Origin of the sequence: Pseudomonas sp. W5-01, from assembly GCF_046540435.1 — a bacterium.
Classification (GTDB): Bacteria; Pseudomonadota; Gammaproteobacteria; order Pseudomonadales; family Pseudomonadaceae; genus Aquipseudomonas; species Aquipseudomonas graminis_B.
Genome location: NZ_JAXCIP010000004.1, coordinates 251,443 through 273,368, shown reverse-complemented (window position 1 = coordinate 273,368; position 21,926 = coordinate 251,443). Strand labels below are relative to the sequence as shown.

The 21,926-nt window shown below is 61.9% G+C and carries 19 protein-coding genes; 8 read left to right on the top strand and 11 right to left on the bottom strand.

Annotation, left to right across the window (positions count from 1 at the left end; genetic code table 11):
* Positions 1 to 179: 179 nt before the first annotated feature.
* A complete protein-coding gene (locus tag SLW75_RS14785) occupies positions 180 to 1,040 on the top strand; it encodes a cache domain-containing protein (protein WP_065992294.1) in 861 nt (286 codons plus the stop codon).
* Between the two features lie 18 nt (positions 1,041 to 1,058).
* Here the strand turns inward: SLW75_RS14785 and SLW75_RS14780 are convergent, their stop codons facing one another.
* Together SLW75_RS14780 and SLW75_RS14775 are read right to left on the bottom strand one after the other, a co-directional pair.
* Positions 1,059 to 2,564 (bottom strand): MDR family MFS transporter, encoded by a 1,506-nt coding sequence (locus tag SLW75_RS14780; protein ID WP_410934807.1) that lies wholly within the window; start codon positions 2,562 to 2,564, stop codon positions 1,059 to 1,061.
* A 460-nt stretch (positions 2,565 to 3,024) separates the two neighbouring features.
* Positions 3,025 to 3,912: a LysR substrate-binding domain-containing protein gene (locus tag SLW75_RS14775; protein ID WP_410934806.1), complete on the bottom strand. Its 888-nt coding sequence runs from the start codon at positions 3,910 to 3,912 to the stop codon at positions 3,025 to 3,027.
* Between the two features lie 145 nt (positions 3,913 to 4,057).
* Between SLW75_RS14775 and SLW75_RS14770 the strand changes: the two genes are divergently transcribed.
* A complete protein-coding gene (locus SLW75_RS14770) occupies positions 4,058 to 5,689 on the top strand; it encodes a 5-guanidino-2-oxopentanoate decarboxylase (RefSeq protein ID WP_410934805.1) in 1,632 nt (543 codons plus the stop codon).
* Positions 5,690 to 5,715: 26 nt separating this feature from the next.
* On the opposite strand, the gene SLW75_RS14765 is transcribed toward SLW75_RS14770, so the two are convergent.
* Positions 5,716 to 6,669 carry an AraC family transcriptional regulator N-terminal domain-containing protein gene (locus SLW75_RS14765; protein WP_410928514.1) on the bottom strand — a complete coding sequence of 318 codons (954 nt, stop codon included), beginning with the start codon at positions 6,667 to 6,669 and terminating at the stop codon, positions 5,716 to 5,718.
* Positions 6,670 to 7,037: 368 nt separating this feature from the next.
* Between SLW75_RS14765 and SLW75_RS14760 the strand changes: the two genes are divergently transcribed.
* Together SLW75_RS14760 and SLW75_RS14755 are read left to right on the top strand one after the other, a co-directional pair.
* Positions 7,038 to 7,391 (top strand): antibiotic biosynthesis monooxygenase family protein, encoded by a 354-nt coding sequence (locus SLW75_RS14760; protein ID WP_192135276.1) that lies wholly within the window; start codon positions 7,038 to 7,040, stop codon positions 7,389 to 7,391.
* Between the two features lie 118 nt (positions 7,392 to 7,509).
* On the top strand, positions 7,510 to 7,749 hold the full coding sequence (locus SLW75_RS14755) for a hypothetical protein (protein WP_065992300.1): 240 nt from the start codon (positions 7,510 to 7,512) through the stop codon (positions 7,747 to 7,749).
* On the opposite strand, the gene SLW75_RS14750 is transcribed toward SLW75_RS14755, so the two are convergent.
* The 7 genes from SLW75_RS14750 to bglX all read right to left on the bottom strand — a co-directional run bounded on the left by SLW75_RS14750 (position 7,750) and on the right by bglX (position 17,107).
* Complete coding sequence (locus SLW75_RS14750) at positions 7,750 to 8,373, bottom strand: flavin reductase family protein (RefSeq protein WP_133772374.1); 624 nt, start codon at positions 8,371 to 8,373, stop codon at positions 7,750 to 7,752.
* Positions 8,374 to 8,589: 216 nt separating this feature from the next.
* Positions 8,590 to 8,913, bottom strand: a complete 324-nt coding sequence (locus SLW75_RS14745) for a hypothetical protein (RefSeq protein ID WP_065992303.1) — start codon at positions 8,911 to 8,913, stop codon at positions 8,590 to 8,592.
* 407 nt (positions 8,914 to 9,320) lie between these two features.
* The gene (locus SLW75_RS14740; protein ID WP_083233248.1) at positions 9,321 to 9,746 is read right to left on the bottom strand and encodes a hypothetical protein; all 426 of its coding nucleotides are present in this window, start codon (positions 9,744 to 9,746) and stop codon (positions 9,321 to 9,323) included.
* A gap of 248 nt (positions 9,747 to 9,994) precedes the next feature.
* The gene (locus SLW75_RS14735) at positions 9,995 to 11,317 is read right to left on the bottom strand and encodes an MFS transporter (RefSeq protein ID WP_410934804.1); all 1,323 of its coding nucleotides are present in this window, start codon (positions 11,315 to 11,317) and stop codon (positions 9,995 to 9,997) included.
* A 345-nt stretch (positions 11,318 to 11,662) separates the two neighbouring features.
* Entirely contained in the window at positions 11,663 to 13,009 is a 1,347-nt protein-coding gene (locus SLW75_RS14730; protein WP_410934803.1) for a sigma-54-dependent transcriptional regulator, read from the bottom strand.
* Complete coding sequence (locus tag SLW75_RS14725) at positions 13,003 to 14,766, bottom strand: ATP-binding protein (protein ID WP_410934802.1); 1,764 nt, start codon at positions 14,764 to 14,766, stop codon at positions 13,003 to 13,005. Before SLW75_RS14725 ends, SLW75_RS14730 begins: the two co-directional genes overlap by 7 nt.
* Before the next feature lie 43 nt (positions 14,767 to 14,809).
* Positions 14,810 to 17,107, bottom strand: coding sequence for a beta-glucosidase BglX (bglX, locus tag SLW75_RS14720; protein ID WP_410934801.1), 2,298 nt, complete (start codon positions 17,105 to 17,107; stop codon positions 14,810 to 14,812).
* A 281-nt stretch (positions 17,108 to 17,388) separates the two neighbouring features.
* On the opposite strand from bglX, the gene SLW75_RS14715 reads away from it, so the two are divergent.
* The 4 genes from SLW75_RS14715 to SLW75_RS14700 all read left to right on the top strand — a co-directional run bounded on the left by SLW75_RS14715 (position 17,389) and on the right by SLW75_RS14700 (position 20,792).
* A complete protein-coding gene (locus SLW75_RS14715; RefSeq protein WP_410934800.1) occupies positions 17,389 to 18,012 on the top strand; it encodes a LemA family protein in 624 nt (207 codons plus the stop codon).
* On the top strand, positions 18,012 to 18,788 hold the full coding sequence (locus SLW75_RS14710; protein WP_410934799.1) for a TPM domain-containing protein: 777 nt from the start codon (positions 18,012 to 18,014) through the stop codon (positions 18,786 to 18,788). The genes SLW75_RS14715 and SLW75_RS14710 overlap by 1 nt, the downstream gene beginning before the upstream one ends.
* Positions 18,789 to 18,815: 27 nt before the next feature.
* Positions 18,816 to 19,433: a TPM domain-containing protein gene (locus SLW75_RS14705; protein ID WP_410934798.1), complete on the top strand. Its 618-nt coding sequence runs from the start codon at positions 18,816 to 18,818 to the stop codon at positions 19,431 to 19,433.
* 141 nt (positions 19,434 to 19,574) lie between these two features.
* Positions 19,575 to 20,792 (top strand): class I SAM-dependent methyltransferase, encoded by a 1,218-nt coding sequence (locus SLW75_RS14700; RefSeq protein WP_369318411.1) that lies wholly within the window; start codon positions 19,575 to 19,577, stop codon positions 20,790 to 20,792.
* On the opposite strand, the gene SLW75_RS14695 is transcribed toward SLW75_RS14700, so the two are convergent.
* Positions 20,789 to 21,688, bottom strand: coding sequence for a DMT family transporter (locus SLW75_RS14695; RefSeq protein ID WP_410934797.1), 900 nt, complete (start codon positions 21,686 to 21,688; stop codon positions 20,789 to 20,791). The genes SLW75_RS14700 and SLW75_RS14695 overlap by 4 nt on opposite strands.
* Positions 21,689 to 21,926 lie beyond the last annotated feature (238 nt).

Below are 21,926 nucleotides of genomic sequence, written 5' to 3'. Positions count from 1 at the left end.
GGCCTGTATCTATACCGCGCCTGACCTTCGCTGAACAGGCGGTTTACCCTCGCTTTACCCAGCGATTACGGTGATTCAGCCCTCATTCAGGCAGGGTGCCCATTGAAGTGCCGAATGCTGCCCTATTGCAATCTGGCGTCTACGCTCCTCCCATAACCAATAAGAGTGGGGGCGAGGCGATGGCAGTCGTATCAAAAAACGCATGCAGAACACTTCTGGTTGGTGCGCTTGCCGCCCTGAGCATCGGACACGGGTGGGCAGCGGGCGACGAAGTCCAGGAAGCGGAAGCCGCCAAGGGGCTGCTGGAAAAAGCCGTGGCCCGTTACCGCGTCCAGGGTGACAAGGCGCTCGCCGAATTCAGCCGTCAGGGCGAGTTCGTCGATGGCGAGCGTTATGTCTTCGTCACCGATACCAAGGGGATCATGCTTGCAAGTGGTGGGCCATCGGTGGCGCTGATCGGCCGTGACGTATCGTCGGTGCTCGATCCTGAGCTGCAGAAAAACTTCAAGCAGGTGCTGCAAACCCCGGAAAGCGCCGGCATTCAGCAGGCCGAGTATCGCTGGCAGAACTGGCGCGACGGTAAGGTCGAGCGCAAGCGCGTGTATTTTCAGCGCATCGGCGATCGGGTTCTGGCCGTCGGTTACTACCTGCCGCGCGCTTCGCCGGAGCAGGCGAGGGCGTTGCTCGACAAGGCGTCCAAGGCGCTGGAACAGGATAAGGACGGCACCCTTCGCGCCATCAACGACCTCAAGGGCGGATTTCTGCAAGATGATCTGTACGTCTTCGTGGTGAACGTCGACACCAAACGCTATGTCGCCCATGGCACCAACCTGCGGCTGGTGAATACCGACTTCAGCAAGGTCAAGGACCCTGAAGGCAAGCCGGTCGGCATTCCGATGCTCGAGCTCGTCAAGAAACAGTCTGAAGGCGAATACGAATACCGCTGGCGCAACCCGGTCACCAGCAAAATCGAACACAAGCACGCCTACGTGCGCAAGGTCGGTGCATTCCTGGTGGCGGTGGGTTATTACAGCGGCTGATCGCCCTGACAGGTTCGTTTAGCGGTCCTTGTCGTCCCGCCCGCGCAGCAGGTTGTTGGGCATCGCCAGTGCAGCAGACAAACCCAGCAGCGACACGGCTGCGCTGGTGATCAGCAGGTGCTGAAAGGTCATCGACAGCTGCCCGCGCAGCAATTCAAGCGCGGGACCGCTGGCGGCGTGCAGACTGTCCATCAGCACATTGCCCGAACCTTCGCCCGGGATCGAACTGCCGCCGACCTGGGCAATCCCTGAACCGGCGAGCATCGCCAGCAGCAGTGCTGACATCGTTGCGACACCGACTGCACCGCCCAATGACCGAAACAGGTTGGTCGTACTGGTCGCCACGCCCATGTCTTTAACCTCCACCGAGTTCTGCGTGCCCACCAGCGAGGTCGGAAACTGCATGCCGCTGGCGATGCCGGTGAGGACCATGAACAGGCTCGTCAGAAGGGCCGACTGCGGCGGCGTGAAGGCGATACCGAGGATTGCCAGCGGCATCAACGCCGCGCCGGTGAGGATGATCGGTTTGTAGCGGCCCGTCAGCGAAGTGCGGCGGCCACCAAAGTACGCGCCGATAGGCATGCCGATCGCCAGTGGCATCAGGTGCAACGCCGCGCTGTCGGCCCCCGCACCGGTGACGGTCTGAAAGCGCAACGGCAGCAGCACGATGAGCGAAATGGCCTGAAAGCTGGTGAAGAAAATCGTGCACCAGCAGAGCACCGCGCTGCGATTGGCGAACAGATGCATGGGCAGCAGAGGCTCGCGGGTGCGCCGCTCATACAGCACAAAAATCAGCAGTGCGAGCAGCGCCACCGACAGTTGCAGGACCACCGACTCGTCGCGCCAGCTGCGACCCTGGCCGATTTCGGTAATGCCCAGCAGCAACGACGTCAGGCCGATGATCATGAGCACCGTGCCCAGGTAGTCGATCACCGGTTTGCGTTGGGGGATCGGCAGGCCCACCAGCGTTTTGCGCGCCACCCACCAGGCCGCCAGCCCCAGCGGGAGATTGATAATGAACACCCAACGCCACGACAGGTACTCGGTCATGAAGCCGCCGAGCACCGGCCCGGCGACGCTCGCCGCGGCGTACATGCCGCTGAAGTAACCCTGATAGCGGCCGCGCTCCCGGGGCGGAACGATGTCGCCGATGATCGCCTGGCTCACGGACACCATGCCGCCGGCGCCGATGCCTTGCAGCACCCGCGCCAGCACCAGTTGCTCCATGCTCTGGGCCATGGCGCAGAACAGCGAGGCGAGGGTAAAGGTCGCCAGCCCGAACAGCATCAAGCGGCGCCGGCCATATAAATCCCCCAGCTTGCCGTAAATCGGCACGGCCACGGTGAGCGCGACCATGTAGGCCGAGATCACCCAGGCGAGCAGGTCGAAATCCTGGAATTGGGCGGAGATGGCCGGCATCGAGACCGCGACGATGGTCTGATCCAGCGCGCTGAGAAACACGGCCATCATCAGCGCAAACAGAATGCTGCGGATGTCCGGACGGGGGTGATTAAGGCTCGTCACAGAAGGGACTCGACTGGCAGATTGACCCGCTGAGCATCCGCAGGAATTTGCGCCAAGTCTAGTCCGTTAGCTTGCTAATCGATAGCAGGCTGTGGGGATTTTCGCAGTACGTTGACCCGCGTAACGTCGACCGGCAGTTGCCATCATCGAAGGGCGCTGAACGTCGCATCAGTGGGCATGCAATGCCCCATCGTGCAGACCACCGCCACGCGGGGCGTCTGCCGCATTTGTTCGATTCGGTAAGCGCCTGCGGCGTACAGGCTCAACACGGCAGTAACGGCGACGACATAAACGCACTGTCTTTTTATTGTGGTTCTCATGACATTTGCCTCGATCCGGTAGGACAACTGTTTCAGAGCGGACACTGTCAGTGTAGGTCGCTATCGGCGAGTGGACCGGGCGATGGGGATTGAATGTTTTTATCAGGCGGGCCGTTGGTGAAGAGCCAGCATTGCGCCGCTCAGCCGATGCGCCGCTCAGCCGCCTGCAGCGACAGCCAGTCCAGCAGATCCTGCAGTGGGGAAGGAACGCTGGCGCCTTTGGCGTGCACGAAGTAATACGCCGCGCCGGTCCGGACCTTCAGCTCGAAAGGCATGACCAGGCGCCCCGCGCTCAGGTCTTCGCCGATCAGCGACCAGTCGCCAATGGCAACCCCCGTCCCTTGTGAGGCGACCGTCATCGCCAGGTCCATCGTGTCGAAGTGCTGACCGTGCTCGACATTGCTCAGCTCCGCTCCGGCGGCCTTCAGCCACAGCGTCCAGTCACGCTCGTCGAGAGTGGGGTGCAGGAGCATGTGCCGTTCCAGATCGGCGGCGCGGGCGAGGGGATTGCTGGACGCCAGCAACGGCGAGCACACCGGCGTCAGTTGTTCGTCGAACAGGTGCTGCACGTGACTGGAATCAATCGGTTTCGCGCCGAACACCACGGCGGCATCGAAATCCTCACGCCTAAAATCCACCGTGTGCGCGCTCGTCGTGGTCAATTGCACCGGCACGTCGGGCCGTTCTTTCTGCCACTGCATCAGGCGCGGCAACAACCAGCGGCTGATGCAGGTCGGTGCCTTGATTTGCAGCGCCCTCGGTCTGGCATCGACTTGATCCACCGCCGCCTCGATCAGGCTGAACACTTGCTCGATGCGCGGCAGCAGCTCGCGGCCCTGGGCGGTCAGGCTCAAGCCACGGGCCTGACGATTGAACAGGCGATAGCCCAAGTGAGCTTCCAGCCCGGCGATCTGCCGGCTGACGGCGCCCTGGGTGAGGTGCAGCGCCTCCGCAGCCCGGGTGAAATTGCAGCACTTCGCCGTGATCAGGAACGTATGCAGCGCGGGCAGGGGAGGAAGGCGTTTCATCGGCGGGTTAGCCATGAGCTGAGGACATGGCTAAGCATGACATTTTATGCGTTGTGGTCGATACGGCCCGCAGCTTCAATAGTCGCCTACTGAGCCTGGCAAATTGCAGGCGCGTCGGGCAAGACTTCACAAAAGGGGCAGGCACATGGCGACGTGCGGGGAAGTGCTGGTCAGGTTGCTGGAAGGCTACGGGGTCGAGCGGGTGTTCGGGATTCCGGGCGTGCACACGGTTGAGCTGTACCGAGGGCTGGCCGGTTCGTCGATCACCCACATCACCCCGCGCCATGAACAGGGCGCAGGCTTCATGGCCGATGGATATGCGCGCACGCGAGGCAAGCCGGGCGTGTGCTTCATCATTACCGGCCCCGGCATGACCAATATCAGCACCGCGATGGGCCAGGCCTATGGGGACTCGATCCCGATGCTGGTGATTTCCAGCGTGCAGTCGCGCAGTCAGTTGGGCGGCGGTCGCGGCAAGCTGCATGAACTGCCGTCCCAGAGTGCGCTGGTCGCGGGCGTCGCGGCGTTTTCTCATACGCTGATGTCAGCGGCCGAGTTGCCGTCGGTGCTGGCCCGGGCGTTTGCGGTGTTTCAAGCAGCGCGGCCGCGTCCGGTGCATATCGAGATTCCGCTGGATGTGCTGGTGGAAAATGCCGACGCCCTGCTGCACAGCCAGCCGGTCTCGGTAAGCCGCGCCGGACCGGCACCCGCTGCGATCCGGCACATGGCGAATCTGCTCGCCACGGCGCAACGGCCTCTGATTCTTGCGGGAGGCGGCGCCATTGACGCCGCCCCGGCATTGACGCGTCTGGCCGAACGGCTCGGCGCGCCGGTCGCGCTGACCATCAACGCCAAAGGCATGCTGCCGGGCGCTCACCCGCTGCTGATAGGTTCGACGCAGTCCCTCGATGCCACCCGTGAGGTCATTGAAAACGCCGACGTGGTGCTGGCCATCGGTACTGAACTGGCCGAGACGGATTACGACATTACCTTTCAGGGCCACTTCAAGATTCCGGGCGCGTTGCTGCGCATCGACATCGACCCCGATCAGACTGTGCGCAACTTTCCGCCAACGGTTGCGCTGGTCTCCGACGCTCAACACGCCGCTGAAGCCTTGGTGGACGCGCTGGCCGGCGAAGTGCTGGCGCCACGCAGCCAAGACTGGGGCGCTGCGCGGGTTGCGGCGCTGAGGACGAGCCTTGAGGCGGGCTGGGACGATGCCACCCGTGGGCAGACGCTGTTCTTGCAAACGGTGCTTGAAGTATTGCCGGAAGCCGTGATCGTGGGCGACTCCACCCAGCCCGTCTACACCGGCAACCTGACCCTGGACCTCGACAAGCCTCGCCGCTGGTTCAATTCCTCCACCGGTTACGGAACTCTGGGCTACGCCTTGCCCGCCGCCGTGGGGGCGTGGCTGGGCAGTCGCGACGCCGGAGAGTCCAATCCTGTCGTGTGCCTGATTGGCGACGGCGGCCTGCAGTTCACCTTGTCCGAACTGGCGAGTGCGGTGGAAGCGCGAACGCCCATCGTGGTGCTGCTGTGGAATAATCAGGGCTATGAAGAGATCAAGAAGTACATGGTCAACCGCGCCATCGAGCCCATCGGTGTCGACATCTACACGCCCGATTTCATCGGCGTCGCCACAGCACTGGGATGCGCCGCGGAGGCGGTTGGCAGCGTTGAGCAACTGACCACGGCCCTCAACTCAGCCAGCCAGCGTGACGGCCCGACGTTGATCGAGATCGACCAGAAGCGCTGGATGAGCAGCATCGGCTGACGTCTTACTTCGACTGAGCGGCGCGTTCAAACCGTGCTGCGCAGGCGCGCCAGGTCCCGCAGTGGTGGCGCGCCGAACAGGCGGCTGTATTCGCGGCTGAACTGCGAGGCGCTTTCATAGCCGACCCGGTAACCGGCGGCGGACGCTTCCAGGCCGTCCGCCAGCATCAACCGTCGGGCCTCCTGCAGACGCAGTTGCTTCTGGTATTGCAGCGGGCTCATGGCGGTGACGGACTTGAAACGGTGGTGCAGCGTCGAGACGCTCAGGTTCACCTCTCTCGCCAGATCTTCAATGCGCAGCGGCTCCTGGAAATGGTCGTTGAGCCACTTGATCGCCTGGGTGACGCGATGGGTCTGGCAGTTGGAGATGGCGATTTCATACAGCCGATGCCCTTCGCTCCCACGCAGGAGTCGATAAAGGATCTCCCGATTGATCAGCGGGGCGAGCATGGGAATGTCTTTTGGCGTGTCCAGCAGACGGATCAGGCGGATGACAGCGTCGAGCAGCTGAGCGTCGATCCGCTCGACGTACATGCCGCGCCCGCTGTGACGCGTCGGTACGCTCATCGGCCCTGCTTCGGCGATCAGCGCGTTGATTTCCACCGGATCGATTTCCAGGCGCAAGGCCAGGTGCGGCTCTTCCGGGGTCGCGTAAATCACCTTGCCGCTGATGGGCAGCGCCACCGACAGCACCAGGTAGTTGAGCGGGTCGTAGGTGTACAGCTCGCCGCCCAGCGTCACGTCCTTGCGGCCCTGAGCCATGATGCACAGCGCCGGCTGCACCAGCCCCGGCACCGATTGCGACGGGCGATCGTGGCGCACCATGAACAACGGTTTGATCACCGTCTGGAAACTGCCGTCGACGGGGGCATGCCGGCGGATCAGTTCTGCCAGCTCGGCGCGCTGTTGCGTCATCTGCGCGCTCAGCTCGGCAACAGGTCGAGCATCCGGAGCGGACGGCGCAAGAGCGGATAACGACATGGGGAGTTCCTCTGACAGGGCGTTGATGCAGCACAGCTTATTTTTGGGCAAGCGCAAGCGTTAGGCGAATCCTGCCGAATGCTTGCCTGATTCTGTTGCCGATGTGTTGCGTTGCCGTGAACGGGCCCTGTTCGCCCGGGATCGTTGCTCGAAAGTCCACAGGCATCACGCGACCCAGCGACGAGAGCGGCCGTCACTATGAACCTGCCAGCGCAGAACCAGGCAATAACCGCGCAGTAATTGGCTACCGCAGGGTGCGCGTCTGCCCCTAACCTTCACTTCCCGCCGCCGCCTGTTCCACGGATGCCAGATCCCGAATCGCGGCACGCCTGCTTAAGCCAAGCACGTAAAGAGAAGGAGCGCAGAGCATGCTAAATACGTCAGTCGTGAGCCATTGGGTCTCCGTCCGCGCCCGGCCCGGACACAGTGCGCAGCTGGGCGCCCGCTTGAGCAGCCTGATCAACCCGTCCGCTGCCGCGTCGGGTTGCCTGCACTTCGCGCTGCAGAAATCCATGACCGACGACGACCTCTGGGTCATTACCGGCTCCTGGGCCGACCCCTCCGCAATGAACGACTGGTTCGGCGCGCCTGAGCTCAACCTGTTTTCCGAACTGGTGACCGAGTTGCTGGTGGCGAGCCTCGACTTTCAAACCTTCGCCACGGTATCGACGGCTCAGGCACAGACGGTTGATGTCCCTATAGGTGCTCGCCTGGTGGGCTAACAGGTTTCGGTGCTATTGCTTGGTTGCAGCCGATAAGGCCTGCGAAGAAAACCTTTCAGGTGTTCGAACGCCTGCGTTTAAAATCCTGCCTTCATTTTTCCAGGCAGGACGTCGGACCATGGCACGCAAAGAATTCCAGCATCACGAGGCCGTTTCGGCAGCGGTCCCCGGTGACGACGGCTACAGTGCCGCGATCGCCGTCAAGGCTCGGGTCATGGGCGGGGCGCCGACCTTTCACCGCGTCCTCGCCGAACAGAAATTCCCCACCGCGCTCGCCGCTGACGACGCCGCCGTAAAAGAGCTGGAGCGGCTCGCCGACGTCACCCAAGAGGGCGAACTGGTGTTCGCCCAGGATTGATCAGACGTTCGGCCGGTACATCTTGAACAGCGACTCTGCGCTTAGCTGGAAATAGTCAGCCGGGCCGCCGCCGCGCAGGATGGGCTCGCCGGCTGCGGTGTCATACACACCTTCCTTCAGCAGCCGCTTGGCGATATGCACCGCCACCACTTCCCCCAGAATCAGCCAGCTCGGCACCACTTCCTTGTCGGCGCGTTGCAGCTGGATGATCTGCGTGACTTTGCATTCGAACGAAACCGGCGTCTCTTTGACCCTCGGCACGGAAACGATGCGCGACGGTTCTGCGGTAAGGCCCGCCAGCTCGAACTCACTCACGTCGGCCGGCACTGCCGCGCAACTCATGTTCATCTGCTCGGCCAAGCTGCGCGTGGCGAGGTTCCAGACGAACTCGCCGGTCTGTTCGATGTTGTTCAGGCTGTCTTTGCGGCCGATGCTGCAGAACCCGATGATGGGCGGCACATAGTTGAAGGCGTTGAAGAAGCTGTAGGGCGCCAGGTTCAGCTTGCCCTCTGCGTCCTGGGACGAGATCCAGCCGATCGGACGTGGGCCCACGATAGCGTTGAACGGGTCGTGGGGCAGTCCATGACCTTTGGACGGTTCGTAGAAATGAATATCGTCTGACATGGTGTTTTCCTGAATGTGGGTGTGCGGGCGTGCCGGCGCACGGTGAGCGCGTGCACGGAATGCAGGCCGACATAGTGCAAGGCATTGGATGAGGATTCCAGCGACCTCCGAACCCCGCGCAAAAAAAAGCCCGACAAGTGTCGGGCTACAAAGGGAGTTCAGGAGGTGGAACATGAAGCGGTCAACATGAAGCGGTGGGCATGGTGCGGATAACGCTTAGCTGGCGCGATTGGCACCGACGCGATCGGCGCCGTCAGCGGCCAGACGGTTTGCACCGATATGGTCAGCGCCATCGGCAGCCTGGCGGTTGTTACCTACGCGGTCAGCGCCGTCGGCGGCGAGGCGATTGGCACCAACGTGATCGGAACCATCGGAAGCCTGACGATACGAACCGGTGTGCGACGCATTGGTGTGGGAAGAACCGCCTTCTGCGACAACAGTGCCGTTAAATGCAGAGTGCTGTTCGGAAACAGGCAGAGCGAATGCGCTCGATGCCAGAATGGACAGACTAATACCAAAAATAATATTCGACGTTTTCATGAGTGTTGCTCCAGTAAGTTCAATAATGTTTTCAACTTGGGAATGGAGCCAATGTTACGCGCGTGCCGATTAAGTTGAAGTTAACGCTGTTGCTATCGACCATCGCTAAAAATGATAGTGGGCTGGAGCGCCCGGTTTTAAAGCGTCGGCGAGACATTTGCGCTGGAATGGAGCAATTTTCACTGGCGAAGGCGAATTTGCCTGTTGACTCGGGTGGTTGTTATTTGGTAGGTCGGTGCGCAGCGGGGAGGGGATCGGGCATGCCAGCTAAAGAAAACGAGATGGATACGCGATTCGCTGCTGACCCACATCTGTCAGGAGACCAGTCAAACCGAGGGATTCAGGTTTCCACGTGCGGGAAAAATTAAGCCCGGCATAAAGCCGGGCTGGGAGAACGACAGGGCGAATCAGCTCAGGCGATTTGCACCAACATGGTCCGAGCCGTCAGCTGCCTGGCGATTGGCACCGACACGATCAGCGCCGTCAGCAGCGAGGCGGTTGGCACCAACGTGATCCGAACCATCAGCGGCCTGGCGGTTGTTGCCCACACGGTCAGCGCCGTCAGCAGCGAGGCGGTTGGCACCAACGTGATCCGAACCATCAGCGGCCTGGCGGTTGTTACCTACACGGTCAGCGCCATCAGAAGCGAGGCGGTTGGCACCTACATGGTCCGAACCGTCAGCAGCGACACGACCAATATTAGTGTGGGACGAGCCGTTTTCTGCAACGACCGCAGTATTAACTGCGTGCTGGGCATCAACAACGGGAAGTGCAAATGCGCTGCTGGCAAGAAGGGAGAAAGCGAGGCCGAAGATCAGTTTGTTAGTTTTCATGGTAGTTGCTCCAGATCGATTTAATGAGTGGGTAACTCGGTATGGAGTGAACTTTACTCGCCTCAACATTATTAAAAAGTCAATCGCATTAGTAGCGATCATCGCTGAAATTGATACTGCGAAAAGCGATCGTTATTCATGCACTTAGCGGCTTCTGCGAATGCAAAAGGGCAGCTCATGTGCGTGAGCTGCCCTCGTTTTGCTGCCTTTAAGCGCTGGTCGAAGCGGCTAGCCAGCGCCGTTTCAGGTCAGTCAGTCTCGATCCGCGAATGCTTGCGGGTGTCTTTCATGAACACATACACCAGCAGCGACACTGCGATGCAGGCGGTGACGTACCAGTAGTAGCCGGTTTCCATGCCAATGCTCTTGAACCACAGCGCGATGTATTCGGCTGTGCCGCCGAATATCGATACCGTCAGTGCGTACGGCAGGCCGACGCCCAGGGCGCGGATCTCGGTCGGGAACAGTTCGGCTTTCACCACGGCGTTGATCGACGTATAGCCGCTGACGATGATCAGCGCGGCCATGATCAGGAAGAACGCGCCCCACCAGCTCTGGATGGTGTGCAGGGTGGTGAGGATCGGCACGGTACACAAGGTGCCCAGCACGCCGAAGGCGATCAGGATCGGGCGACGGCCAATCTTGTCAGACAGCGCGCCGATCACCGGTTGCAACAGCATGAACAGGAACAGCGTAGCGGCGGAAATCGTCGTCGAATCGGTGATGCTCATGCCCACCGTGTTCACCAGGTACTTCTGCATGTAGGTGGTGTAGGTGTAGAACGCCAGCGTGCCGCCCATGGTCAGGCCGACGACGGTCATCAGCTCCTTGGGATGGCGCATCAGGGTGCGCATGAGGCTTTCTTTGGGTTTGTCCTTCTTGCGGTTGAACGACTCGGTTTCTTCCATCCCGCGACGCAGGAACAGTGCCACCACCGCGCACAACGCACCAATGGCGAACGGGATGCGCCAGCCCCATGCGTGCAGCTGTTCAGTGGTCAGCGTCTGTTGCAGCACAATCAGCACCGCCAGCGCGATGAGCTGGCCGGAGATCAGCGTCACGTACTGGAAGCTGGAGAAAAAGCCCCGGCGTTCTTTGGTCGCCATCTCGCTGAGGTACGTCGCCGAGGTGCCGTACTCGCCACCTACCGACAGGCCTTGTAGCAGGCGGGCGAACACCAGCATGATCGGGGCGCCAACGCCGATGGTTTCATAGCCAGGGGTGAGGGCGATGATCAGCGAACCGAAACACATCAGCAGCACCGACGCCATCAGCGCGGCCTTGCGGCCTTTGCGGTCTGCGTAGAGGCCCATGAGCCAGCCGCCGATGGGGCGCATCAGGAAGCCCACGGCAAAGATCGCGGCGGTGTTGAGCAATTGGGCGGTGGTGTCGCCCTTGGGGAAGAAGACTTTGGCGAAGTAGAGGGAGAAGGCGGCGTAGACGTACCAGTCGTACCACTCGACCATGTTGCCGACCGAACCGCTGAAAATGGATTTCAGGCGACTTCCGGTGGTTTTTTCGGCGGCTGCCGTGGCAGCCGTTCCGTGGGAGGCAGAATTGGGGATGGCCATGGGATTTCCTGCAAGTCATTGTTGTTAGAAGGAACGCATCGAGGCGGTCTGACGACAGTGATAGCAGGAGCTGTGCCAACGGCTGAAAGGCCCGGAGTAGAGGGGTTGTCGCGGTCAGGGTAAGCGGAAATCCGCTTGATGTCTGAAACCCATGAGCGAAAATCCGCTCATTCCCCGATCTGACAGGATCGAAGTCTCTTCCCGGCTGAAGCCGGTCCCACGGAATCGCCGCGTGCGCTTGGTGGGACTGGCTTTAGCCGGGAAAGCGTCGGAAGTCACACCGCAGAAGTGATGGTGTACTCAAGGGCCTCTTCCTGGCTGAAGCCGGTCCTACTGACACTGCGATCATCCTGTAGGACTGTCTCCCGCTAGAAAGTCCTCGCGCACCAACCCGTGTCGCTGCATTTTTTCATTCAGCGTACGGCGGGGCAGTTGCAGTTCGTGCATGACCGCTTTGATGTCGCCCCTATGCCGTCGCAACGCCGAGCGAATGCAGTGCGCTTCGAACGCTTCCTGCTGCGCCACCAGCGATTGCCCCATCGGGTTCTCTTGCGCAGCGGGACCGTCCAGCCCCAGCACCTGGCGCTCGGCCGCGTTCGCCAACTCGCGCACGTTTCCTGGCCAGTCGTGGCTGAGCAGATGGCTCAGTTGTTCCCCGCTCAATACCGGCGCGTCGCGGCCGAGGCGCTCCGCCGCATTCCGCGAGAAATGGCTGAACAGCATCGGGATGTCTTCTCGCCGCTCGCGCAATGGCGGAAGGCGCAATTCCGCGATGTTCAGCCGGTAGGCCAGGTCTTCACGGAAACGCCCGGCCCTGGCTTCCTCCAGTAGATCGGGCTTGGTCGCAGCAATGATGCGCACATCAATGTCGATGCTCTGGTTCGAACCCAGTCGCTCGATCCGCCGTTCCTGAATCACCCGCAGCAGTTTGACCTGCTGCGCCAGCGGCATGCTTTCGATTTCGTCGAGGAAGACCGTGCCGCCGTGGGCGTACTCCAGCTTGCCGATCCGCTTGCCCTGGGCGCCGGTGAACGCGCCGCTTTCGTGGCCGAACAGCTCGGCTTCGAACAACTGCTCCGGGATCGCCGCGCAGTTGACCGCAACGAACGGCTTGTCTGCCCGCGGACCGAAGTCATGGAGGCAACGCGCGACCATTTCCTTGCCACTGCCGGTCTCGCCGCGAATCAGCACATTAACCGGCAGTTGCGAGAGGTCCAGGACCTGCCGCCGCAATGTCTGCATCGTCGGCGACATCCCCAGCAGCGTGGCATCGAGCCGCGAGCGGTTATCCGCCCGTTCATGCAGCGCGCGGTTTTCCAGCACCAGCGCGCGTTTCTCCAGTGCCCGCCGCAGGCTTCCGAGCAGGGTTTCAGGGGTGAACGGCTTTTCGAGAAAGTCATAGGCGCCGTCGCGCATGGCGTCTACGGCCATGGGCACGTCACCGTGGCCAGTCAGCAAGATCACCGGCAAATCGCGGTCCCGCCGTTGCAACTCGGCCAGCAACTGCAAGCCATCCATGCCGGGCATGCGCACATCGCTGAGGATCACGCCGGGAAAGTGCTCGGGCACTTGCGCCAGGCATTCCTCGGCACGGCTGAACAGGCGGACCTCGAAACCGGACAGCGAGAGCCATTGCTCCACCGCTTCCCGGATGGGCGCTTCGTCGTCCACCACGATTACCGAGTTCAGCATGGGGCGTCGGCCTCCGGGGCCTGAGTCAGACAGAAGAAAAACCGCGCGCCGTTGTTAATGTTTTCGGCGCTGAGCCGGCCGCCCAGTTCATGCACGATGGCGAACGAAACCGCGAGCCCCAGCCCCAGGCCATCGCCCACCGGTTTGGTGGTGAAAAACGGATCGAATACGTTAGCCACGTGTTCTTCGGCAATCCCGCCGCCACTGTCGATGACGGAAACGCACCAGTGCTCGCCTTGTGCATCGATGCGGATTTCCAGACGCCTGAGCGGTTTATCGCCCATTGCGTCCAAGGCGTTGCGCATCAGATTGATCAGGACCTGTTCCAGTCGAATCGCGTCACCGCGCACCCAGGCCGGACGCGTGAGGTCGAGCACGCAGCTGACGCGCTCTTCGCGAATCCGCGCATCCAGCAACAGCAGCGCCTGATCGACCACGGTGGCCAGATCAAGGCGCTCGCGCAGGCCGCTGGGGCTTTTACGGGCGAAGGTTTTCAGGTGGCCGGTGAGCGCGGCCATGCGCGTCAGCTGCTGATCCAGCAGGCTCAACGCCTTGTACGCATCGTCGACACGGCCATGCTCCAGCAACAAACGCAGGGTCGCGAGCTGCATGCGCTGCGCCGTCAGCGGCTGGTTGATTTCGTGGGCGAGGGCGGCGGACATCTGGCCGAGCGCCGCCAGCTTGGTCGACTGCACCAGACCGTCCTGCGCGGTGTGCAGGTCGCGCGTGCGCTCTTCCACCAGACGCTCAAGCTCTTCGCGACTGCGCTGGCGCACCCGGGCAAGGCGCCAGCGTTGATACAAAAACAGCCCGAGGAACACCAGGGTCAGCCAGATACCTGCCGCCGCCAGACCTGCATTGCGCGCGTCTTCGCTGGCGGGCTGCGGTTTACGCAGCAGGTGCAGCGTCCAGCCCTCGGTCGGCAGCGGCATCGACTGCCACAAGAAATCTGCCTGCTCGTTGGGGGCGTCAACGCGGCTGAGGTGGCTGTTCTCGCCGAACGCAAGCAGCGGCTCCTGATGCAAGGGCGTCAACGGTTGCTTGTCGTACTGACGCGTGCTCGCCAGTTCGGCGCGCTCTTGCTCGTTCAGCGGTCGCAGGGCCCGATAGCGCCAGCCCGGCTGATTGGCAATGAAGACGATGCCCTTGGCGTCACTGACCAGCAGCAGGTCATCGTTTTGCGCCCAGGTGTGTTCTAGGTCCGGAAACTCCAGCTTGACCACCATGGCACCGATGAACTGCCCGGCCTCGTCACGCACCGCGTTCGACAGGAAGTAACCCGGGATGCCGCTGGTCACGCCGACGGCATAAAAGCGCCCGACGCCGTTGGCGCGGGTTTGCGTGAAGTAGGGGCGGAAGCCGTAGTTGTGACCCACATAGCTGCTCGGCAGACGCCAGTTGCTCGCGCCGACGGCAAGGCCGTTGCGGTCGAGCACTTCGAGGGTGGAGGACTGGGCAGCGCCGTTGATCTGCTCCAGTTTGAGATTGAGCGCTTGGGTGGTGTCGGCGCTGACCGGTCCGCTCAGCGCTGCCCGCAGTTGCGGATCAAGGGCCAGAACGGCCGGCAGTGCCCGGTAGCGTTCGATCAGGGTTTGAAGCGTATTGGCGTAGAGCGCCAGACGATCCCTGGATTGTTCAGCGTCACCTTCCAGCGCATGCCGCTGAGCCTGATGCATCGCCAGCGTCGCCGCGATGGCGGCACCGGCGAGGATCAGCAAGACGTAGAGCACAAGGCGGACGGAACGGGGCATGGGCATGACCTCCTTTCAGTGGCTGGCGCATTCGCCCCGGATTCCTGCCTTACAGCAAGTTAAACGTCGTCTCTTTCACGTTCTCCGAATCCAGGCCGATCATCAGCTTGAACTCGCCCGCCTCGGCCGCGTACTTCAGCGACGGGTTGAAGAACTTCAAGTCTTCTTCGGTCAGGGTGAAGCTCACGGATTTCTCCTCGCCGGGGTTCAGCATGACCTTCTGAAAGTTCTTCAGCTCTTTCACCGGGCGGCTGATCGACGCGGCGACGTCGCGCAGGTACAGCTGGACCACGGTCTCACCGGCGACCTTGCCGGTGTTCTTGACCATGACGCTGGCGGTCAACTTGTCCTTGCGGGTCATCTTGTTGATCGACAGGGTGATGTCCGAGAAGCTGAACTGGGTGTAGCTCAGGCCGTAACCGAACGGGAACAGCGGGCTGGTCGGCTCTTCGAAATAGTTCGAGGTGTAGTTCGAATCATTCGGGCGGTAGGGACGACCGGTGTTCAGGTGATTGTAGTAGGCCGGCACCTGACCCACGGAGCGGGGGAAGGTCATCGGCAGTTTGCCGGACGGGTTGTAGTCGCCGAACAACACGTCAGCCAGAGCATTGCCGCCCTCGGTGCCGAGGAACCAGCTCTCCACCATGGCGTCGGCCAGCTCGTTTTCTTCGCCCAGCGCCAGCGGCCGGCCGTTCATCAACACCAGCACCAGCGGCTTGCCCGTGGCTTTGAGCGCGCGGATCAGCTCCCGTTGACGGCCGGGGATCACCAGGTCGACACGGCTCGCGGCTTCGTGGGACATGTTGCGTGACTCACCGACCACTGCCACCACGACGTCAGCCTGCTGCGCGGCCTTGACGGCTTCGTCGATCATTTCCTGTTCCGGACGCGGATCGATGGCGATCTGGTCGTCCATTTTGTTCAGGTAGGTAATGGCGTGCTGATTGTCGGTGACGTTGGAGCCCAGTGCATAAATCAGCTTGGCCTTGTCGCCGACCGCCGCCGCAATGCCGTCGTAGGCGTTGACGGTCTGACGCGCCAGACCGGCCGCCGACCAGCTGCCCAGCATGTCCATCGAGCTCTTGGCCAGCGGGCCGATCACGGCGATGGTGCCTTGCTTCTTCAGCGGCAGGGTGTCGTTCTGGTTCTTCAGCAGCACGATGCTCTTGCGCGCGACGTCGCGGGCTTCGGCACGGTGCAAACGGTTTTCGGCATTACGGTCTGCGGGGTCATCCACTGCCGCACCGATGCGCAGGTACGGGTTGGCGAACAGGCCCATTTCCCACTTGGCGCCGAGCACTTCTCGCACGGCATTGTCGACTTCTTTCTCCGACACTTCGCCGCTCTTCACCAGCCCCGGCAGCTCTTCGCCATAGGCTTTGTCGTTCATGCTCAGGTCGACGCCGGCCTTGATCGCCAGCTTGGCAGCTTCGCGGAAGTCCTTGGCTACGCCGTGGTCGATCAATTCCTTGATCGCGCCGTGGTCGCTGACGGTCACGCCTTTGAAGCCCCAGTCCCTGCGCAGCACGTCCTGCAGCAGCCAGGCGTTGGAGGTGGAAGGCACGCCGTTGATGGAATTGAGCGCGATCATCACGCCCCCTGCGCCAGCATCAATCGACGCGCGATAGGGCGGCAGGTAGTCCTGCTGCATGCGCACCGGGCTCATGTCGACGGTGTTGTAGTCGCGACCGCCCTCGACCGCGCCATACAGGGCGAAGTGTTTGACCACCGCCATGATGCTGTTGGGCGCCTGCATGCTGGTGCCCTGAAACGCGCGGGTCATGGTGGCGGAGATGCGCGACACCAGATAGGTGTCCTCGCCGAACCCTTCGGAGCTGCGGCCCCAGCGTGCGTCGCGGGTAATGTCGACCATGGGCGCGAAGGTCATGTCCACGCCGTCGGCCGCCGCTTCGATCGCCGACACGCGACCGGTGCGGGTGATGGCGTTCATGTCCCAGGTCGACGCGAGGCCCAGGCTGATCGGGAACACCGTGCGCTGGCCGTGGACGACGTCGTAGGCGAAAAACATCGGAATCTTGTTGCGGCTGTGCCCGGCGGCGTCCTGCATGGCGCGGTTGTCCGGCAGCACGACGGAGTTGAACGTGCCGCCGATGCGGCCTGCGGTGATTTCCTTGAGAATTTCCGGCTTGGGCATTTCCGGACCGATGCTGATCAGGCGCAGTTGACCGATCTTCTCGTCTAGGGTCATTTGCTTCATCAGGTTGGCGATGAATGCATTTTTGGCTTGCAGCGTGGAAGCGGTGCCGACGCCGGTGGTGGCGTTTTCGGCCCAGGCGGACTGACTGACCAGGCCGATGACGAGACTCAGGAAACACAGCTTATTCATGAATGGTTTTCTCAAGGCGTCGCCGGCAACTCGCGCGTAATACCGGTCAGCCATTGTTATAGGTGTCGAACCTTTGGTTTTTATTGTCGTCAGGACGGCAACGTCGCTGAACTCCTGCCTCATATGAGCATCAGTAGCGCAACGAGTTTTATCTGATTGTGGCCCGGCAATCCAGAGCCCTGACAACGCGATGGGGCGGGATTATGCCGGGGATCGTCCGGTTTGGCTAAAGTCATGACTGACAGGACTAATTATTGATGAGTACAGGGAGCACGCACGCCATGCAAACAGAGCGTTATGACCAGAGCCGGGGCAGTCGTTACAAATTGTCACTGGCCTTGATGATGCTGCTGACGACCCTGTTGTCCGGCTGCGGGATCAACAACATTCCGACCTACGACGAGCAGGTCAAGGCCGCCTGGGCACAGGTGCAGAACCAGTATCAACGCCGCGCCGACCTGATCCCCAACCTGGTGGAAACGGTGAAGGGCTACGCCAAACAAGAGCAGGACACCCTGACCGCCGTCATCGAAGCGCGGGCCAAGGCGACGTCGATTCAGGTAGACGCCAGCACCCTGAACGATCCGGCCAAACTCAAGCAGTTCCAGGACGCACAAGGTCAGCTGACCGGCGCATTGAGCCGCTTGATGGTGGTTTCGGAGCGCTATCCGGACCTCAAATCCAACCAGAATTTCCTCGCGCTGCAATCTCAGCTTGAAGGCACGGAAAACCGCATTGCGGTGGCCCGTCGCGATTTCATCACGGCGGTCGAGCGTTACAACACCGAGATCCGCACCTTCCCGGGCCGTCTGTGGCATACGGTGATGTACAGCGATCTGCCGGTGCGTCCGAACTTCGAAGCCACCGCCGCTGACGCTGACAAAGCGCCGCAAGTGAAGTTCTGATGGGACGCGCGCGCCGGGGAGTGCTGGTCGCGTTACTGGCGATGTCGGTGGGTATGTTTGCCCAATGGGCTCAAGCCGACCTCACGTTTCCGCCGCTGACCGGGCGCGTTGTCGACGCCGCCGGGATGATCGACGGCCCGAGCAAAGAGCATCTCGAACAGATGCTGCGCGCGCACGAAGAACTGACCACCGAGCAAGTGGTGGTGGTCACGTTGCCTGACTTACAGGGCTCAAGCATTGAGGACTACGGCTATCAGCTGGGTCGTCACTGGGGCATCGGGCAGAAGGGCAAAGACAACGGCGCCTTGTTGGTGGTCGCCCGCGACGAGCGCAAGGTGCGCATCGAAGTGGGTTACGGCCTGGAAGATCGTCTGACGGATGCGCAGTCATCGGTGATCATCAATCAGATCATCACGCCGGCGTTCCGGCAGGGCGATTTTGTCGGCGGTATCACCAAAGGCACCGAGGCGATGGTCCAGGTACTCGGCGGCGATCCCCTTGCCGAACCCGCAGTCGGTGCCACCGGCAGCGCAGCGGCGAGCGAGAACGAAGGCGTCGACTGGAAAGTGACCTTGCTGTTTCTGGTGCTGTTCGTGGTCATCAGTTACATCAGCGCACGGTCCGGGCGGGGCCGGTCCATCGGCTCCGGGGGCGGTGGCTTTGGCGGCTTCGGTTCTGGCGGCTCAGGCGGCTTCGGTTCAGGAGGGTCGGGTTCCGGCGGCATGCGCGGTGGCGGTGGTGGATTTGGCGGGGGCGGTGCCTCCGGTGGCTGGTAGTCGTTCGATCAGGAAGGGTTTGCTTGCATGACATTGCTCAATAAAGACGAACAGCAGCGGGTTGCCCACGCCATCGAAACCGTCGAGCGTCAGACCGACGCAGAACTGGTGACGGTGCTGGCGACCAGCGCTGATGACTACACCTACGTGCCGCTCATCTGGGCCGGGGTCGTCGCGCTGCTGGTGCCGGGGTTGATCAACCTGCTGACCGGCTGGCTCAGTGCCAATCATCTGCTGCTGGTGCAGGTTCTCACCTTCATCGTGGTGGCGCTGGTGTGCCGCTTGCCGGGCATCACCACACGGCTGGTGCCTGTTCGCGTGCGGCATTGGCGGGCGGGTAATCTCGCCCGTCGGCAGTTTCTTGAACAGAATCTTCATGCCACCGCCAATGGCACCGGCGTGCTGATTTTCGTCAGCGAGGCCGAGCGTTATGTCGAGATCATCGTCGACGACGGTATCGCGCGACGTGTGGACAACGAAGTCTGGCGCGCGATGGTCGAGACCTTTACCCGGCAGGTGAAGGACGGCCGGATTCTGGAAGGTTTCGTAGGGTGCATTCGTTCGTGCGGCGACGTGCTGAGCGAGCAGGTGCCCGTGACCCAGGCGCGCAACGAGCTGCCAAACCGGTTGGTGGTGTTGGAGTAGGGCCTCACGGCTGCCGACATGATCGTTCCCGCGCCCCGCGTGGGAATGCGTCTTCCGATGCTCCGCGTCATTTAATTGCACCTACTGCTTACGACCCGCCTAAAATAGCGCCTCGCATTTCTGCTCCCGAGGCGCTTTCCGATGTCCGTTACCGCACCCGCCACCGTTCCTGCGCAGGACCACCGCGCTCAGTTCCTGAGTCTGCTGGACACCTGCCTGACGCAAAATTCGCTGATCAAACTGGTGCTGGCCAAGTACGTCGGAAGTGAAGCGGAGTTGCAGCGGGTCATCATCAAGCCCGTCACGGTCAAGGATCAGCCTTGCCTGTCCTTCGTCTATCGCTACAAGACCCGCGACATCACCAAAAATCACCCCCTCGCCGAAGCGCAGACGCTGATCGCCAGCCTGCTGCCCGAGTCCTTCAAGAACGCTCATCTGCTGTCGCTCACCGATGAAGTGCAGCTGGAGTTCAGCAAGAAGGGCAAGAGCACGCTGTTCCGCAACAAGGCCCAGCAGGAACGCGAAGCCCCGACGGCCGAGCATGACCGCGAAAAGAAACGCTACCTGGAACTCAGCCGGCCGTTCCTGACCGACCTGGGCGTGACCAACAAGCAGCACGAGCTGATCCCGGCCATGTCGCGCAAGTGGAAGCAGATCAACAAGTTCATCGAGGTGTTCTCCCACGCCCTGGCGACGTCGCCGATCAAGCTGGACAAGCCGGTGACGGTCGCGGATTTCGGCTCGGGGAAGGGTTATCTGACCTTCGCCATCCACGATTACCTGCGCAACACCTTGCAGGCCGAAGGCAACGTCACCGGCGTCGAGTTGCGCGAAGACATGGTCACGCTGTGCAACAACGCCGCCGCGCAGCTGGAGCATCCGGGTCTGGTGTTCAAGTGCGGTGACGTGCGTTCGGTGGCGCCCAGCGAACTGGACGTGATGATTGCCTTGCACGCCTGCGACATCGCCACCGATTACGCCATCCACACCGGCATCCGCTCGGGCGCCTCGATCATCATGTGCTCGCCGTGCTGCCACAAACAGATCCGCCTGCAGATCCAGAGCCCGACGCTGCTCAAGCCAATGCTGCAATACGGTTTGCACATGGGCCAGCAGGCCGAGATGGTCACCGATGCTTTGCGCGCGTTGCTGCTGGAGGCCTGCGGTTATGAAACCAAGGTCTTCGAGTTCATCTCGCTGGAGCACACCAACAAGAACAAGATGATTCTGGCGGTCAAGCGCGCCACCCCGGCGGACCCTGCTGAATTGCTGGCAAAGATCCAGGAGCTGAAAGTGTTCTACGGTATTCAGGAACAGTGCCTGGAGCGCTTGCTCCAGGCCGACGGTCTGCTCGGCTAAACGCGAGCGGCAGCAACCGGCTTGGGTGCAATCACCGCCGTTTTGCGCCCAATGGCCAGCGTGACCACGACACCGGCGGCGAAGATCCAGGTCGTCGGATCAATGTGCTCACCGAAAAACAGCGCCGAAAAGGCCATGGTGAAGAACAGCTGCACCAGCTGAATCTGGCTGACCCGCGCGATGCCGCCCACGGCCAGCCCGGCGTACCAGGCGAAGAATCCGATGAATTGCGAGAACAGCGACACGTACCCGAAGGCCCACCAGGTGCCGGGAGAAATCGGGCCCTGGTGCTGCCACGCCAGATAGCTGACGGGCACGATCAATACCGGGATCGAAATGACCAGCGCCCAGCAGATGACCTGCCAGCCCCCCATCTCCTTGGCCAGACGGCCACCTTCGGCATAACCCAGCCCGCCGATCGCCACTGCGGCGACCATCAGCACATCACCGGCCTGAAGATTGCCGGCGCCGCTGATCAGCGCGTAACCCAGCACCAGAACGCTGCCCATGGCCGCGCAGGCCCAGAAGGCTTTCGACGGTCGTTCATGGGAAAGCCATGCGGCGTAGATGGCGACCAGCAGCGGTTGCAGGCCATTGACCAGTGCGCCGTGGGAGGCCGGCAGGGTTTTCATGGCCCAGGCCGAGAGCACCGGGAACCCGACGATCACTCCCAACGCCACGACCATGAGCGCCTTGAACTGCGCGCGGGTCGGCAATTTTTCTCTGCGCCAGAGCAGCAACGCCGCCGCCGGCACCGCCGCAAACAAGGCGCGGCCCAGCCCGTTGAGCAAGGGATGGATTTCCTGCACCACGATGCGGGTCATGGGCAGCGTCAGACTGAAGATCACCACGCCGATCAGTCCGAGGACCATGCCGGTGTTTTCACGAGAGGACATAGAAGGTCTTGCCTTGTTCTTGTGGGTGCGAAACGCGAGCTCATTCAGCCACAGAAGCGGAGTGGCGGCCCTTTACAGCTGCGTGCGGAATCGTCCGTACACTTCACCCGTTAATCCTCCGGCGCTCAAACCGGCCTCTTCCCGGCTGAAGCCGGTCCTACATTTGAATTGCGCGCATTCAGCGGGATTGGCGACGGCCGTATTTGTAGGACCGGCTTCAGCCGGGAAGAGACTGCAC